The organism is Streptomyces paludis (genome assembly GCF_003344965.1).
Lineage (GTDB): Bacteria > Actinomycetota > Actinomycetes > Streptomycetales > Streptomycetaceae > Streptomyces > Streptomyces paludis.
Genome location: NZ_CP031194.1, coordinates 7,237,036 through 7,253,284 on the forward strand (window position 1 = coordinate 7,237,036; position 16,249 = coordinate 7,253,284).

The 16,249-nt window shown below is 68.3% G+C and carries 12 protein-coding genes; 10 read left to right on the top strand and 2 right to left on the bottom strand.

Annotated elements, in window-relative coordinates:
- Window positions 1-71: 71 nt before the first annotated feature.
- Window positions 72-236 (bottom strand): hypothetical protein, encoded by a 165-nt coding sequence (locus DVK44_RS37425; protein WP_228447726.1) that lies wholly within the window; start codon window positions 234-236, stop codon window positions 72-74.
- Between the two features lie 192 nt (window positions 237-428).
- Here DVK44_RS37425 and DVK44_RS31965 point away from each other — a divergent pair, with 192 nt between their 5' ends.
- The 5 genes from DVK44_RS31965 (at window position 429) to DVK44_RS31985 (ending at window position 6,930) form a co-directional block, all read left to right on the top strand.
- Window positions 429-1,931, top strand: coding sequence for an FAD-dependent monooxygenase (locus DVK44_RS31965; RefSeq protein WP_114664105.1), 1,503 nt, complete (start codon window positions 429-431; stop codon window positions 1,929-1,931).
- Window positions 1,932-2,054: 123 nt separating this feature from the next.
- On the top strand, window positions 2,055-3,008 hold the full coding sequence (locus tag DVK44_RS31970; RefSeq protein ID WP_114664106.1) for an alpha/beta hydrolase: 954 nt from the start codon (window positions 2,055-2,057) through the stop codon (window positions 3,006-3,008).
- Between the two features lie 13 nt (window positions 3,009-3,021).
- Window positions 3,022-3,828, top strand: a complete 807-nt coding sequence (locus DVK44_RS31975) for an amidohydrolase family protein (protein ID WP_114664107.1) — start codon at window positions 3,022-3,024, stop codon at window positions 3,826-3,828.
- 214 nt (window positions 3,829-4,042) lie between these two features.
- Window positions 4,043-6,160 (top strand): hypothetical protein, encoded by a 2,118-nt coding sequence (locus tag DVK44_RS31980; protein ID WP_228447453.1) that lies wholly within the window; start codon window positions 4,043-4,045, stop codon window positions 6,158-6,160.
- Between the two features lie 128 nt (window positions 6,161-6,288).
- Window positions 6,289-6,930, top strand: a complete 642-nt coding sequence (locus tag DVK44_RS31985) for a TetR/AcrR family transcriptional regulator (RefSeq protein WP_114664109.1) — start codon at window positions 6,289-6,291, stop codon at window positions 6,928-6,930.
- Between the two features lie 46 nt (window positions 6,931-6,976).
- On the opposite strand, the gene DVK44_RS31990 is transcribed toward DVK44_RS31985, so the two are convergent.
- Window positions 6,977-7,912 (bottom strand): LacI family DNA-binding transcriptional regulator, encoded by a 936-nt coding sequence (locus DVK44_RS31990; protein WP_162794154.1) that lies wholly within the window; start codon window positions 7,910-7,912, stop codon window positions 6,977-6,979.
- Between the two features lie 402 nt (window positions 7,913-8,314).
- Between DVK44_RS31990 and DVK44_RS31995 the strand changes: the two genes are divergently transcribed.
- The 5 genes from DVK44_RS31995 (at window position 8,315) to DVK44_RS32015 (ending at window position 15,989) form a co-directional block, all read left to right on the top strand.
- On the top strand, window positions 8,315-9,676 hold the full coding sequence (locus DVK44_RS31995; protein WP_114664111.1) for an MFS transporter: 1,362 nt from the start codon (window positions 8,315-8,317) through the stop codon (window positions 9,674-9,676).
- Between the two features lie 107 nt (window positions 9,677-9,783).
- A complete protein-coding gene (locus DVK44_RS36560) occupies window positions 9,784-13,815 on the top strand; it encodes a glycoside hydrolase family 3 C-terminal domain-containing protein (protein ID WP_162794156.1) in 4,032 nt (1,343 codons plus the stop codon).
- Window positions 13,816-13,870: 55 nt separating this feature from the next.
- Window positions 13,871-14,068 carry a hypothetical protein gene (locus DVK44_RS32005; RefSeq protein WP_114664112.1) on the top strand — a complete coding sequence of 66 codons (198 nt, stop codon included), beginning with the start codon at window positions 13,871-13,873 and terminating at the stop codon, window positions 14,066-14,068.
- A gap of 13 nt (window positions 14,069-14,081) precedes the next feature.
- Window positions 14,082-14,861 (top strand): SDR family NAD(P)-dependent oxidoreductase, encoded by a 780-nt coding sequence (locus DVK44_RS32010; protein ID WP_114664113.1) that lies wholly within the window; start codon window positions 14,082-14,084, stop codon window positions 14,859-14,861.
- 129 nt (window positions 14,862-14,990) lie between these two features.
- Window positions 14,991-15,989: an aldo/keto reductase gene (locus DVK44_RS32015; RefSeq protein WP_228447454.1), complete on the top strand. Its 999-nt coding sequence runs from the start codon at window positions 14,991-14,993 to the stop codon at window positions 15,987-15,989.
- Window positions 15,990-16,249: the final 260 nt, after the last annotated feature.

Here is a 16,249-nt window from a genome sequence, read left to right on the forward strand (position 1 = left end):
GATACGGCCGCGATCCACCCCGAGGTCGGTGGCGTTCTCGCGCAGTCGGCACAACGCGCGGTAGCGGTCGTTCAGTGCGGCAGGGTAAGGATCCTCCGGCGCGACTTCAGGTAGAGCGGGGGATGGCGCGGTTCGGGTGGAATCACGGCGAGGACGCGGTGGCGTGCGGTGATCGCCACGGTGGCCCCGAGGGGCGCGGCAGCGATCGGTCCGCCGAGGGTGCGTCGAAGTGTCATCGGTCGGCACCTTCCTTCTCGTGCGTCGAACGCGCCGGGGCCCGCGCTCGACCCGCTTGTTGCGTTCTCCATAAACGGCTACAGTGTATCCGTAAAAGAGCCCGCGCCCGTCCCCATTGCCCGAGGGGCGTGATGCGCCAGGCGGCTCATCGCCATCGCGCCCCCCGTTCGAATGAGTTGAGGTCGATCACCATGACGCACACCGCCGACATCGACGTCCTCGTCGCCGGAGCCGGCCCGACCGGCTCCGCCCTGGCAGCCGACCTGCAACGGCGCGGTCTTCGCGTCCGTATCGTCAACAAGGCGCCGCACGCCTTCGAGGGCTCCCGCGCCAAGGGGATTCAGCCTCGAACCCAGGAAGTCTTCGAGGATCTCGGTGTTCTGCGCGAGGCGCACGCGGAGGGAGGACCCTATCCGCTCGCGGGACTCCACCTCGGGCCTGTCGCCGTGCCCTGGAAAATGCAGCAGCGGAACAAGCCGACCCCGGACGTCCCCTACCCGAACATCCTGCTGCTGCCGCAGCACCGCACCGACGCCCTCCTGCATCGGCTGCTCGGACGCCTCGGACTGCGCATCGAGTACGGGGTCGCCCTCGAAGGCTTCGAGCAGGACACCGACGGCGTCACGGCGACACTCTCCACCGGCGAGCGGGTACGCAGCAAGTACCTCGTCGGCGCCGACGGCGGAGCGAGCGCCGTCCGGACCGCCACGGGGCTCGGCTTCGCCGGAGAAACCGACGACTCCGACAAGACGCTCATCATCGACGGCACGATCGACGGCCTGTCCCACGACCGCTGGCACATGTGGCCCCGCGCATCCGCGGGTGCGTGCCCGCTGCCCCACTCCGACCAGTTCCAGGTGATGATCCGGCTGAAGCCGGGCGACAGTCCGGACCTCGAACACGGCGCCCTGGCCGACCGGTTCTACGCGCTCGTCGGCCTCAAGCTCCGTGACATCACCTGGACCTCGGTCTTCCGGCCCAACGTCCGACTCGTCGAGCACTACCGTCTGGGCCGGGTTTTCCTGGCGGGCGACGCCGCCCATGTGCACACCCCGGCCGGTGCGCAGGGTCTCAACACAGGTGTGCAAGACGCCTACAACCTGGGCTGGAAGCTCGGCCAGACGATCGCCGGCGCGCCGGACAGCCTGCTGGACAGCTACGAGGCCGAACGGCTCCCGATCGCCGCGAAGGTCCTCGGCAAGTCCAGCGAGCTCTACGAGAGCCTCCGTGACCACCGGGTCGCCGGTCTGAAGCGTGGCGACGAAGAGCGGCAGCTCTCGCTCTCCTACCGTGGGGGCCCGCTGGCCCCCGAGGACGCACCGGCCACCAAGACCCTGCGGGTGGGAGACCGCGCACCGGACTCGCCGTGCTCCACCCGCGACACCGGCCGCCTGTTCGACCTTTTGCGAGGACCGCACTTCACCTTGCTGGCCTTCGGCCCCGCCGCGGCCGAGGCTCTGCCCCACCTGAGGTGGCCGGCCGAAGGCGCCGAACTGCGCCGCTACGAAGTCCGTGGCGGGCGTGGAACCGACAGTGGCCACATCACCGATGACACCGGCCAACTGGCCGACATCTACGGCGTTCACGGTGACGCGCTGATCCTGATCCGGCCCGACGGATACATCGCCGGTATCGTCACGGCCGACTGGGCGGCCTCCTTCGCCACCGTGACCGAGGCATTCACCCCCAGGTGAGTCGGCGAAGCACCCGCACACGCCGTGAAGCGTTGCCGGATCAGGCGGGGGCACGTCCGCCCACGAGCCCTCGCCGGGCCGTTTCTTGGCGCCCTTGTCCTGACGCTCGGCAGGTAACAGCTCATGGTCAATCAGCGCGCTGACGAGGAGACACCTCTCACGCTGCGGTGCGCTCCTGTCCGCCGGACCGAACAGAGGAGCTTCAGGAATGTCAGCACAGCAGGAGGCCGCCGAGGCCGGCTCGGCCTCGGTCGTGACCCTGGCGTTCGTCGCCGGGCGGTCTTCGCGCGGGCCGCTGAGTGTTACGCACGGGCTGCCGGACCGGGTGGTGACCATGAGCGCGTCACGATCCACACCGAGTGCGGTCCCTTGGCGGGGTGGTGGGTACCCGCGAGCGGCATCCCGGTCGGCTCGGCCGTCGTTATCGGCGGTGTCGAAGGCTGGGCCATGGATTTCGACAGCATGGGCGTGGCGCTCGCGGACCGCGGCATTGACACGCTGCTGCTCGACGGCCCGGGCCAGGGCGAGACGAGGCTTACGCACGAGCACTACCTCACCGCCCAATGGTGCGACGCCTACGGGCGAGCCGTCGACTTCCTCGAAGAGCGCTCGCGGAGCCGGCGGATCGGCTTCATCGGCAACAGCATGGGCGGCAGCATCGCCATGGCCGTCGCGGCGCGGGACACCCGGATCCGGGCGTGTGTCGGCAACGGCGGCGTCCACGCCCCGTGGCTCGTGCCGCCGACGATGGGAACCTTCTTCTCGAAGATGGTGGCCGCCTGCGGAACCGAGGACGCGGACCGTGCGGTGGGTGTGTGGAAGACTGTCACCCCCCTCACCGACGAGCCCAACGCGGGCTATCCCCTGCTCGTTGTGCAGGGCGGCAAGGACCCCATGGTCTCGATGGACCTCGCGCGGATCCTTCTGGGCGGTGCTCCCACGGACGACAAGCAGATGGTCGTCTTCTCGGACGGCAACCACTGCGTCTACAACCACAAGCACGACCGCGACGCATTCGTCGCCGATTGGGTGCGGGCGCGCCTCTGCGGCCTGCCGGGCCCCGCCTTCGTGGACTGAGAGGAAGTACCCCATGCAGATCATCGACGCGCAGATCCACCTCTGGGGAGGCGAGAGCGCGCCGCCGCACCACTGGCGCGCGCCGTACACCGTCGACTCCGCTCTGCGTGACATGGACGAGGCCGGCGTGGACCGCGCCGTCAACTGCCCGGCGATCTGGGACGCCGACGCGAACGACTACGCCGTAGAGGCGGCGAAACAGCATCCCGAGAGGTTCGCGACCCTCGGCTGGTTCCCGCTCGATGACACCGCGGACGGCTCCCCGGTCGATACGTGGCTGGACAAGCCCGGCATGCTGGGCCTGCGTTTCATGCTGGCGGCACCTGATTCGGCCGACCGCCTCGCGTCGGGCGGCCTCGACTGGCTGTGGGCGGCCGCGGACCGCCGCGGCATCGCCATGGGCGTCATGGTTCTGCCTCCGTATCTGCCCGCCGTCGGTGACATCGCCGCGCGCTTTCCCGGGATGCGGGTGATGATCGACCACCTCGCGGTGAACCCTTTCGAAAAGCTGCCCGCGGCGGCCGCGCATCTGGACACCCTGCTCGCCCTCGCGCGCCATCCCAACGTCGCGGTCAAGGCCACGGGTGTGCCGTCCATGGCAACCGACCCGTACCCGTTCGCCAGCACTCACGGAGTGCTGCGGCAGGTCTTCGACGCGTACGGAGCCGAGCGCATGTTCTGGGGCACGGACATTACGCGTCTCCACTGTTCGTGGCGCGAGGCGGTGACGCTGTTCGCCGAGGAACTGCCCTGGTTGCGGGTGCGTGACCTGGAGTTGGTCATGGGCCGCGCCGTGGCCGACTGGATCGGCTGGAACTGAGCTCCTGACCCCATGGATCCAGCGCGACCAGTGGTGCGCCGCTCATCCTGGGCGCCAAATTTTTGTAATGATAGATTTTCAATGCCGGGACTTCGTGGTCGGCACCACGCGATGCCGTACGTACGAGGGGCGCGCGCCGGCCGTCCGGCGTCCCGGCGGCCATCGTCGTTACGGCCGGAAGCAGCCGCAGAGGCCACTACCAGGAACGGTGACCATGATCGACCGTGAAGCCCTCGTCCGCCGCCACACCATCGAGATCACCCGGCCCGACCCTTCTCATGTCCTGACAGTCGGGAACGGCGACTTCGCCTACACCGCGGACATCACCGGCATGCAGACCTTCGTCTCGTACCACGACCAGTCCGCGGCCCTCGCCGAGCAGCGGCTCGCCGTCCACAACGCGACCATGTCGAACTGGGGCTGGCACTCCATGCCCAACCCCGACGGATTCGTCCTCGACGACGCGATGTCGACCTACCGGACCTCACGCGGGCCCGTGCGGTACCCGGACAAGTTCGACATCGCCTCGATCATGGGCGGCGAGGTGCCCGAGGAGTCCCGCGCCGGGGCCTGGCTGCACACGAACCCGCACCGGATCGACCTCGGGCGGGTCGGACTGCGGTTGCGTTCCGCTCCCGGTGCCGAGCCGGAGACGGACCCCGGAGCGCTCACGAACCCCTGTCAGCGGCTGGACCTGTGGACGGGCACGATCACCAGCGGTTTCGAGTACGCGGGTCATGAGGTACGGGTCACCACGGTCGCCCATCCGCACCACGCGCGGGTCGCCTTCCGTATCGAGTCGGAGCTGCTGGCGAGCGGCCTCGCGGGTGTCGTCCTGCGCTTCCCCTACGCCAGCGACGGCTTCTTCCGGACCTCCGACTGGACCGGGCCCGCCCGGCACGAGTCGACCCCGGAGCGGCTGGGGGAGCGGTCGGCCCGGATCCGGCGGGTGCTCGACGACACGGTCTACGCGGTACGGCTGGACTGGACCGAGGGGGCGTTCTCCGCGACCCGGGAGCCGCACGAGTTCGAACTGACCGGTTCGGCGACCGTACTGGAGCTTGTGGTCGGCTTCGCTCCGGGTGAGGAACCAGGAGGCGACACGTTCGCGTCCGTGGCCGGCGCTGCCGAGGCATGGTGGCGCGGCTTCTGGACCGCAGGTGCCGCGGTCGACTTCGCGGGCAGCACCGATCCGCGGGCGGCGGAGCTGGAGCGCCGTGTCGTGCTGTCGCAGTATCAGACCGCTGTGAACAACTCCGGTTCCCTCCCGCCCCAGGAGTCGGGACTCGTCGCCAATTCCTGGCAGGGCAAGTTCCATCTGGAGATGCACTGGTGGCACGCTGCTCACTTCGCCGCCTGGGGCCGCCCCGAACTGCTCGCCCGCAGTATGGACTGGTATCTGTCCATCCTCGAATCCGCGCGGGAAACCGCCCGGCGGCAGAGCTACGAGGGGGCTCGCTGGCCCAAGCACATCGGCCCCGACGGCCGGGAGAGCCCGTCGGACATCGGCGCGCTGCTTGTCTGGCAGCAGCCGCATCCCCTCTATCTGCTCGAACTGCTCTACCGCGGTGCGCAGGAGGAGCGGCGGACGGAGCTGGTGGCCCGTTTCGCCGAACTCGTCCAGGAGACGGCCCAGTTCATGGTCTCCTTCGTGGAGGAGCGGTCGGGCGTCTACCATCTGCCCGCGCCCGTGATGCCCGCGCAGGAGTTCTACGACGCGAAGACCACCGAGGATCCCACCTTCGAACTCGCCTACTGGTGGTACGGGCTGCAGATCGCCCAGTCCTGGCGCGAGCGTCTTGGCCTGGACCGGGACAAGCGGTGGCAGCACGTCCAGGACAACCTGGCCACGCCGCACCGGGATCCGGACCGCGGGACGTACTCGGCGATCGCGACCGTCCCCCATCTCCGTCGCGACGACCACCCGTCGATGCTGTGCGCCCTCGGTGTCGTCCCCGCCGGACCGCTCATCGACGCGCGCGTGATGGAGGCGACGTTGCTGGATGTCCTCGACGACTGGCAGTGGGATTCCGCCTGGGGATGGGACTTCCCGGCCATGGCGATGACCGCTGCCCGTGTCGGCCGCCCCGATCTCGCCGTGGACGTCCTGCTCATGGACACACCGAAGAACACGTACTCGTTGGTCGGCCACAATCCGCAGTTCGGCAGCCCCCTGCCGCTCTACAACGCGGCCAACGGTGGCCTGCTCGCCGCGGTGTCCCTCATGGCGGCAGGCTGGGACGCCACCGACGCCACCGGTTCCGACTGCCCGGGTTTCCCGCGTGACGGCCGCTGGCAGGTGCGGCACGAGGGCTTCAACGTCTGGCCGTGACATCCGACGACGAGACGGCCTCCGGCGGCGCGTCCCGCGGCACGGCCGGAGGCCGGCGACCGTCCGGACACAACAACGCGCGCCGTACGCCGACTCGCCGACGAACACGGTGAAGTACGGTCTGGCGGGTGACGAACCAGCGAAAGCCGCGAGGCCCGTACCGCAAGAGCGCGGAACGTCGGGAGCAGATCCTCCAGGCCGCTTACGAGGCCATCGACGAGCACGGGGAACGAGCCTCGCTCCAGGACATCGCCGACCGGGTCGGAGTGACGCAGCCGGCGCTGACCTACTACTTCCCCACGCGCGACGATCTGCTTCTCGCGGTCCTGGAACGGAGGGACGTGGTCGGCAAGGCTTTCGCCGTCGCCGCCGAGGAAGAGCGGCCCATGATCGACAGCATGGTGGCCAGTACACGCCACACCACCGATCACCCCGGCCTGGCCAAGCTGTACGTCACGCTCTCGGCGGCGGCCACCGATCCGGAAAGCCCGGCGCACCGGTACTTCGCCGAGCGCTACAGCGGCCTCGCTGCCGAGGTCACCGAGTACATCCAGGAGCAGCAGCGAACCGGCGAGGTACGGGCCGACGAACCGGCGGAACACCTGGCCCGGACCCTGCTGGCGGTACTGGACGGGCTGCAGATCCAGTGGATGCACGACCCCACGGTCGACATCGCGGCCGTCGCCGAGACATTCACCCGCATGCTGGTGCCTCCGGCCGGCTCGGGGCAACAGACCGGCTCGGGGCAGGCCGCCGAGCCGGCCGGCTGACCGGACGCAACAGGGACTCGGCAGCACCCCGCCGGTTCCGACGGGATCAGGTGGTTTTCCCCTTGACCAGCCGGAGACGCACCTCGACGGGCTCCTCGACGAACCCGGCCTTGTCCAAACGGGAAAGGACCGACTGGACGTTCACCTCCGCCACCCGGGTCGTGTCGTACTCGATAGTCGTCAGCGGGGGGTGGGTGAGCCGGGAGAGAGGGGTGTGGTCCATGCCGATCAGCGCCAGATCCTCCGGCACGCGCCAGCGGCGGAGCGATGCGGCGTGGAGCAGGGCGGTCGCCACGTCGTCGTTGTAGCAACCGACGGCGAAGCCCGGGCTGTCGAGCTGGTCCAGCGCGGCCACCGCGTCCTCGGCATTGATCCCGAGAGTGAGAATCCGCGGGCTTTCGATGCCGCGCGCGCGGCATTCGTTCACGAACTCGCGCTCGCGGGGACCTCCGAAGGTGTCCCCTCGCACATCGCGCACGTGGGCGTAGGCGAGACGCCGATGGCCCAGGTCGATCAGATGGCGCGCCTGCAGTCTGCCGATCTCGGAGTTGACGTCCGGGTGTGACGCGGTATTCGGGTCGATGGCCTCGACACCCCTGCTCTCGAGCAGCCGTCTGTCTTCTTCGGGGAACGGCGTGAGGGACAGGATCGCCCGGGGCTTGAGCCCGATCACCAGACGGTCCAGTGATGCCGCGCCATGTGTCGAGAGCCGCAGGACCAGGGCGAGTCCGCGTTTCGCCAACTCGTCGGTCAGCGCACCGTAGATGTCCTGGAGGTTGCCACCGAAGGTGGTGTCGGGGATGAGCGCGATGACGATGTCGCTCGACCCCTTGGCCAGCGTCCGCCCCGCGGCGGAGGGCTCGTAGCCGAGTTCGGCGACGGCCTGACGGACCCGGTCCTGGGTCTCGGCCGTGAAGGATCCGCCTCGGCCGTTCAAGATCTGGCTGACGGTGGACCGTGAAACACCGGCCCTGTCGGCCACGTCCTGACTGGTGGCGACCACCGTTGCCTCCCGTTGCCTCGTTGTCGGAACCGTTCGGATCCCACTGTAGCGCTCATTGACGCGCGACATCTGTCACCTTCAACCTATTGACGCGCGTCAAGGGTGCCTGTTTATGTAATTGACGCGCGACACCAACGCAACGCCGATGTATCACGACCAAGTCGGCGGACCTCGGCGTTCGCCCCACGGGCCGTGATCCGGCCCGAGGCCCGGGACGACGTCAGGCCAACCGTCCGAGCCGACGGGGGCGACACAGCCCGGCCCGAATCGCGCGCAGGCGCCGTACACCTTCAAAGCGCCAGTTCCCCAAAGCGCCAGTTCCCCGAGCCCGGCCTCACCACAAGCACGACGCACCGTATTTCCAGGGACGAAGGAGTCCTCATGGGCAGGACAGAAGAGACCGAAGAGCCGCCGATCCCCGTGATCGGTCCCGCAACGATCGTCGGCGTACCGGCAGAGCTTCACGGAGAGCGGACGCCGGCGGACGCCGGAACGCCCGGCGACGTCCTGCCCAAGGTGGGGGCCCGCTACATCTGGTTTCTCCTCCTCGCCCTGTTCGGCGCGTACGTCGCGTTCGTCACCCCCATCGCGATCTCGCTGGCCATCCGTATCAAGGCACTCGCACCGGGACACGAGGACTACCTCGGTTACGTGATCGGGGCCGCGGCGACGCTCTCCCTCATCTCGGGACCGGTCACCGGGATCCTCAGCGACCGCACCCGCACCCGCTTCGGCCGGCGCCGCCCGTGGCTCGTCGCCGGCTCTCTCCTCGGCTCGCTGGGGCTGTTCGTCATCGCCGTCGCGCCCGACATCCTCGGTGTCGGAGTGGGGTGGGTGATCGCGGCTCTGGGATGGAACACGGTCATCGGCAACATCACGAACTCGCAGGCAGATCGCCTTCCGGAGTCGCAGCGCGGGAAGGTCGGCGGCCTCGTCGGATTCGTCACCATGGCGGCTCCGGTCTTCGGCTCGGTGCTGGGCGGAACCCTGGCGAGGAACTCCGTCCTGCTGTTCATGGTCCCGGCCGTCATCGGTGTGCTCCTCGTGCTGCTGTTCTGCTTCGTCGTACACGAGGAAGACAGCCGGGACCAGACCTTCGAGCGTCGGCTCGACCTCCGACTGCTGCTGGCGAAGTTCGCCTTCGACCCGCGCCGTTACCCGGACTTCTCCTGGAACTGGCTCGCGCGCTTCCTGTTCTACTTCGGCCTGACCCTCAGCTCCACCTTCACCGCCTTCCTCTTCGCCCAGCGTCTGGGCCGCCCCGTCACCGAGCTGGGTACGGTCATCGCGACCGCCGGGATGCTGGGCGTCGTCGCGGTAATGGCCGGTGCCATCGGCAGCGGTTTCGTCTCCGACAAGCTGCGCCGGCGCAAGCCGTTCGTCCTGGGTGCCGGCCTGATGTTCTCGGCCGGTGCCGTGATCATCGCCTTGTCCACGACTCTTCCACTCCTGCTCGTCGGCCTGTTCATCACCAACCTCGGGCTCGGTGTGTTTTCTGCCGTCGACCAGGCGCTGCTCCTGGATGTGATGCCGGAGAGAGACACGGAGGCCGGCCGGTTCGTCGGAATCACCGGGCTCGCGAACTCCATCGCCCAGTCGGTCGCCCCCGTGGTCGCCCCGCTCTTCCTCGCTGTCGGCGCCACCGCGGGGAACGACAAGAACTACGCGCTGCTCTACTGCGCCGCCGCCGTCTTCACCGTGCTCGGCGGCCTCGTCGTCCTGAAGGTCAGATCCGTTCGCTGACGCGCACGAGCGCCCGGAGCGGAACCGCGCGTCCGTCGCGGTATCCGGCCCCTCACTTCATCACCTCACCGTGGACCCCACCCGGGTCCGGCACAGAAGGACATCGCATGGCGAAAGTCGACCTGGACGCCCTCACACTCGAACAGAAGGCATCGTTGCTGACCGGCGGCGGCTTCTGGTCCAGTACGGCCATTCCCGAGGAGGGCATCGAGGCGATCGTGCTCGCCGACGGTCCGCACGGTGTGCGACGTCAGAAACACGGCACCGACCACCTGGGTCTGCACCACAGCGAGCCGGCGACCTGCTTCCCGCCCGCTGTCGCGGTGGGTTCGAGCTGGAGCGAGGAGGTGGCGGCGAGGATCGGCGCCGCCCTCGCGGAGGAAGCACGGGCGCTGGGAGTGGACGTTCTGCTCGGCCCCGGTGTCAACATCAAGCGCTCACCCCTCGGCGGACGCAACTTCGAGTACTACGCGGAGGACCCGCTTCTGTCGGGGGTGCTGGCCACCGCCTACGTGAGGGCCCTCCAGGCCGGTGGTGTCGGGGCGTCGTTGAAGCACTTCGCGGCCAACGACCAGGAGACCGAGCGCATGGTCATCAGCGCCGACGTCGACGAACGCACGCTGCGGGAGATCCATCTGGCGGTCTTCGAACGGGTCGTCACCGAGGCCGAACCAGCCACGGTCATGTGTTCCTACAACAAGGTCAACGGCATCCAAGCCTCGGAGAACCGGTGGCTGCTCACGCAGGTCCTCCGTACGGAATGGGGGTACACCGGCGCGGTGATCTCCGACTGGGGCGCCGTGCGGGCACGGCCCGCGGCGCTGAACGCGGGTCTGGACCTGTCCATGCCCGGTCCGGGACACCACTCGACACGGGCGCTCGTCGAAGCCGTACGGGACGGTCACGTCGAGGAATCGGCGGTGAATCGCGCGGCGGAGCGCGTACTCGCGCTCATCGACACCGCCGGACACCGGCCGGCCGCTCCGGACCTCGACGCACACCACGAGCTGGCCCGCGAACTCGCCGCGGAGTGCGCGGTACTCCTGAAGAACACGCACCACACTCTTCCGCTCGGCCGGCCGTCGTCCGTCCTCGTGACCGGGGAGTTCGCGACCGTTCCCCGCTACCAGGGCGGTGGCAGCTCCCATGTGAACGCGACCCGTGTCGACGTACCGCTGGAGTTCATCGAAGCCCATGCCGCCGCGCGGGGCACCACCGTCACCTACGCGCGAGGATTCGATACCCGGGACGAGGACGGCGACGCCGGCACACTCCGCGAGGAAGCGGTGCGCGCGGCGGCAGGGGTCGAGGTGGCCGTTGTCTTCGCGGGCAATCCGGAGGCCGAGGAGACCGAGGGCCTCGACCGTGAACGTCTTGAACTCCCGCCCGCGCAGACCCAGCTCATCAGGGAGATCGCGGCGAGCGCGCGGCGGACCGTTGTCGTACTCGCGAACGGAGGAGTGGTCTCGCTCGAGGAGTGGCACGACGATGCCGACGCGATCCTGGAGGGTTTCCTCCTCGGCCAGGGTGGCGGCGCGGCGCTCGCCGATCTGCTTTTCGGCGTGGCCAACCCCTCCGGCCGGCTCGCGGAGACCATCCCCCACCGCATCGAGGACACCCCCACCTTCCTGTCGTTCCCCGGGGAACAGGGGCACGTTCGCTACACCGAGGGCGTCATGGTGGGGTATCGCCACTACGAGACGGTGGGCGTCCCGGTCCGATACCCCTTCGGGCACGGCCTGAGCTACACCGACTTTGAGGTGTCCGAGCCGCGGGTGCGGGCCGAAGGACCCGCTGAGGCATCAGTGGCCGTCACTGTCACCAACACGGGAACGCGTGCCGGAAAGTACGTGACGCAGGTGTACGTCTCCACACAGGCCGGCCCCGTGCGGCGCCCGGAGCGCGTGCTCGCCGCGTTCGCCAAGACCCACCTCGATCCCGGGCAGGCGAAGGAGATTCGCCTCCGGCTGGACCGGCGTGCCTTCGCGTACTGGGATGTCCTCCTCTCCCGATGGGTCGTTCCGGAAGGCACCTACGCTGTCCAGATCGGTGAGAACGCCGCTGCCGTCCTCCACGAGCAGGCCGTCCACCTCGACGGTGACGGCGTCGAACCGCCGCTGTCGCTTCAGTCGAACGCCGGCGAATGGCTCGCGCACCCCGTGGCGGGGCCTCCGCTTCTGGCGCGTATGGCACCGCTCATGGCGCAGGGCGGGACGGAACCGGACGACGACGGCGACCGGATGAGCATGGTGGCGTCGATGCCGATGGCCCAGATCCTCAATCTGACCGGCGGCGCCATCGACGGCGACTGGCTCGTATCGCTGCTGAGCGGTTCCCGCTCCGCTTCCACCCACGAAGAAGGAAGGCAGGCCCTCATGACCTCCGACTCCCGCGACGGCACGACAGCGGTCATCTGCAACCCACTGAACCTCCCCTATCGCTACCAGGACCTGCGCCCCATGAGCGGTGGGCGGACCGTACACCGGGAAGCGGCCGACCCGTCGGTGATCCGTTACCGAGGCCGGTTCTACCTCTTCGCGTCGATGTCGGCCGGCTTCTGGCATTCGACGGACCTGCTGACCTGGGAGTACCGGGCCAGCAGCAGACTTCCGGCGCTCGACTACGCCCCCGACGTCCGGGAGATCAACGGCGCTCTCCTTGTCTCGGCGTCGCGGCAGACCGACAGCCCGTTCTTCCGCAGCGAGGAGCCCCTGACCGACGACTTCACGCTGGTGAATCCGGGGTTCCCCTTCTGGGACCCGAATCTCTTCGAGGACGACGACGGCGCCGTCTACTTCTACTGGGGGTGCTCGAACAAGGAGCCCATCACCGGCGTCCGTGTCGACCCGTCGACCATGGCCAGGATCGGCGAACCGGTCCCGCTCATCGGCGGTGATCCCGAGCGGCACGGCTGGGAGCAGGTCGGGGAGAACCACGTCAAGACCGCGCCCACGACGGAACTGGCGAAGGCGATCGCCGCGTACCTCGGTGACGCCCCGTTCATCGAAGGCGCTTGGATGACCCGCCACCAGGACACCTACTACCTGCAGTACTCCGCGCCGGGCACGGAATGGAACACCTACGCGGACGGCTACTACACCGCGTCATCGCCGCTCGGGCCGTTCGCGTACGCACCGAACAGCCCGTTCTCGTCCAAGCCCGGCGGTTTCATCACCGGCGCGGGCCACGGCAGCACCTTCCAGGACGAGTACGGCAACTGGTGGCACGCCTCGACCATGCGTATCTCGGTGCACCACGAATTCGAACGGCGCGTCGGGCTGTTCCCCGCCGGCTTCGACGCCGACGGCGTGCTCTTCTGCAACCAGAACTTCGCGGACTATCCGATGATCGCGCCGGACCGTCGGGTCGACCCGTGGACCGGAACCTTCACCGGGTGGATGCTGCAGTCGTTCCGCGCGAAGACGGCCGCCTCGTCCAGCGCGGAGGGCCATGCCCCCGGCCTCGCGGTCAACGAGGACATCCGCACCTGGTGGACCGCCGGAACGGACCGGCCCGGCGAGTGGCTCCGGATCGACCTCGGCGAGGAGCGTACTGTCACGGCGATTCAGCTCAACCTCGCCGACCAGGACCTGGCCGCGTACGCGCCCGGGAGAACCGACGGTGGTGAGGCCGCCGGTGCCTGGCGGGCGATCTATCCGGAACTCCAGCCGACCGAAGTGCTCATCGAGGTCTCGCGGGACGGCGAGCAGTGGTACACGGTCTCGGACAACCGAGGGTCGGGCGAAGATGCTCCGCACGCGCTCGTGGTCCTCGAACCCGCCCGACGCGCTCGATTCGTCAGAGTCACGGCCGGCCGTATGCCCTTCGGCGGCCCCTTCTCCATCAGCGGCCTACGCGTCTTCGGCACCGGCGACGGGGCGGCTCCGGAGGCTGCCACGGCGCGAGCCGAACGCGTCGACGGCCGTCAGGCACGGATCGAGTGGAACCCCTGCCGGACAGCCCACGGATACAACGTCCGCTACGGAATCGCGCCCGACAAGCTCTACCACAGCTGGCTGCTTTACGAGCAGAACGACCTCGATCTCCGCAGCCTGAACGCCGGACACGACTACTGGGTCGCCGTCGACTCCTTCAACGAGAACGGCATCACCCCGGGCCCGGTCGTGAAGATCACCTGAGACTGCCGGCCCCGCCCCGCGGCCGATCCGTCACCGAGTACGTAGGAGATCACTTATGCAGGGCCTGCACGACAAGGTCATCGTCTTCGCCGGAGCCGGCGGAATCGCCGCCGCCACCGCGACGTTCCTCGGCGCCGGGGGCGCCCGGATCGTGGTCGGCGACGTCGTCGGGACATCGGCCGAAACCACCGTCCGGGCAGCCAGGGACGCCGGCGGCGACGGCATCGCCGCCGCCGTCAACCTCTCGATATGAAGAAAGCAGACACATGGGAAAGCTGGACGGGAAAGTCGTACTGCTCACCGGAGCCTCCTCGGGCCTGGGCAAGCAGCAGGCGATCCGGATCGCCGAAGAGGGAGCACGTCTCGCGATCTGCGCGAGAAACGAGGGAAAGCTCTCCGAGACCCGGCGCATCTGCGAGGAGCGGGGAGCCGAGGTCCTGGCGATGCCGGTCGACATCGTGGACCACGACGCGTTGTCCGCGTTCGTGACCGCGGCAGCCGAGAGATTCGGCACGATCGACACACTCGTCAACAACGCGCACACGATTACGGTCCCGGCGCCGTTCCTCGAGAAGACCATCGACGATCTCGACGTCGAGATGCGCAGCTCCGTATACGCCTACTGGCACCTCATGAAGCTGTGTTTTCCCTACATGCGCGACCGGACCGGTGCCGGCGCCTCCATCATCAACTTCGCCTCGGAAGCCGGGGTGATGGGCGACGCGCTGTACGCCCCGTACGCGGCGGCGAAGGAAGCGGTCCGAGGACTGTCACGCGTTGTCGCGAGGGAATGGGGAAAACACAACATTCGCGTCAATACGCTGTGCCCGAACGGCATGACGGACAACATCTCCGGTGGGCTCGACTGGATGGAACCCCGGACGCGCGAACACATCGAGAAGAGCTTCGTGAACAACCCGTTCGGTCGTGCGGGGGACCCCTACGAGGATGTGGCGCCGGTGACCGTGTTTCTCGCATCGGACGACAGCCGGTGGATCACCGGGCAGAACATCCATGCGGACGGGGGTGGCCTGATCAACGCCTGAGGAACTACGGCCAGTCGGGAACCCGACTGATCATGCCTCCGCTTACTGGCAGACCTCCCCGAGAACACGCGGCCTCGCCCGACGACACGTTGTGGATTCGACGCGACCTCAGTCAATGAAGGACACAGAATGAGCATTCCCACCCGTACTCTCGGCGGGCACCTCGCAGTCGGTGCCGTGGGCTTCGGCGCCATGGGCTACGCGGCGGCTTACGGCCAGTCGGCCGCCGCCGGTGACTCCCCCGAGAATCTGATCAGCAGGGCCCTGGATCTCGGTGTCACCCTGCTCGACACCGCCGACATCTACGGTGACAGCGAGCAGATCCTCGGCCGGGCGCTGACCGGGCGCCGCGAGTCGGTCGTACTCGCCACCAAGTTCGGCATCGTCGCTCCGCCCATGGGCGGGAATCCCCCTGTCCTGAACGGCACTCCCACCTATATGCGCGAGTGCGTCGAACGCTCCCTCACCTCTCTGAAGACCGATTACATCGACCTGTACTACCTGCACCGCGTCGACCCCGACCTGCCGATCGAGGAGACCGTCGGCGCGATGGCCGAACTGGTCACCGAGGGCAAGATTCGCCACCTCGGACTGTCCGAAGCCGCTCCCGATACGATCCGCAGGGCGCACGCGGTGCACCCCATCACGGCGGTGGAGACCGAATGGTCACTGTGGGCGCGTGACATCGAAGCCCAGATTTTCCCCTTGGCCCGGGAACTGGGCATCAGCGTCGTCCCCTACAGCCCCCTCGGCCGCGGTGCGCTGACCGGCGCCATCACCTCGCGCGACGACCTCCCCGAGAACGACTGGCGACGCACCATGCCCCAGTACGCCGAAGGCACGCTGGACAAGAACCTCACCACTCTTGACGTTGTGCGGGAGATCGCAGCCGCCCACGAGGCCGCTCCGGGACAGATATCACTGGCCTGGCTGCTCGCCAAGGCACCCGATGTGGTGCCGATCCCCGGTACCAGGCGTATCGCCTTCCTCGAACAGAACATCCGGGCAACCGAGGTCGTACTCACGGCCGACGACGTGGCGCGACTCGATGCTGTCACCGTGATCGGCAAGCGGGAGTACATGACGGACAACTGGACGTCCGGGGTCAGCCCTCGGCCGAACAGCTGACCGGAAGAGACACGGTTCACCGGCCGTTCCTCCTGAGCGCTGCTCCTTCGCTCAACTCGTCGGGCAGCGGAGGCACCGCAACAGCGGCGCATGGGCTGATGTGGCCTCTTGTTGTGCTGCAACGACACGGGGTGTCGTTGCAGCACAACAAGTTGTCCAGGGGGTCCTGTTTTCTTGCATGAACGCAGCACACGCGGCCGGTCGCCGAGCGTCGAGCCACACGCTCGGGACACTACTCACTCGGGTCGGTCCCACCAGGC

Excerpts from the sequence above, each read along its gene's own strand:
- DVK44_RS32005 (WP_114664112.1), top strand. The coding sequence starts at position 13,871 with ATGCAGGGCCTGCACGACAAGGTCATCGTCTTCGCCGGAGCCGGCGGA.
- DVK44_RS31980 (WP_228447453.1), top strand. The coding sequence starts at position 4,043 with ATGATCGACCGTGAAGCCCTCGTCCGCCGCCACACCATCGAGATCACC.
- DVK44_RS36560 (WP_162794156.1), top strand. The coding sequence starts at position 9,784 with ATGGCGAAAGTCGACCTGGACGCCCTCACACTCGAACAGAAGGCATCG.
- DVK44_RS37425 (WP_228447726.1), bottom strand. The coding sequence starts at position 236 with ATGACACTTCGACGCACCCTCGGCGGACCGATCGCTGCCGCGCCCCTC.
- DVK44_RS31970 (WP_114664106.1), top strand. The coding sequence starts at position 2,055 with ATGGTCAATCAGCGCGCTGACGAGGAGACACCTCTCACGCTGCGGTGC.
- DVK44_RS32015 (WP_228447454.1), top strand. The coding sequence starts at position 14,991 with ATGAGCATTCCCACCCGTACTCTCGGCGGGCACCTCGCAGTCGGTGCC.
- DVK44_RS31965 (WP_114664105.1), top strand. The coding sequence starts at position 429 with ATGACGCACACCGCCGACATCGACGTCCTCGTCGCCGGAGCCGGCCCG.
- DVK44_RS31995 (WP_114664111.1), top strand. The coding sequence starts at position 8,315 with ATGGGCAGGACAGAAGAGACCGAAGAGCCGCCGATCCCCGTGATCGGT.
- DVK44_RS32010 (WP_114664113.1), top strand. The coding sequence starts at position 14,082 with ATGGGAAAGCTGGACGGGAAAGTCGTACTGCTCACCGGAGCCTCCTCG.
- DVK44_RS31975 (WP_114664107.1), top strand. The coding sequence starts at position 3,022 with ATGCAGATCATCGACGCGCAGATCCACCTCTGGGGAGGCGAGAGCGCG.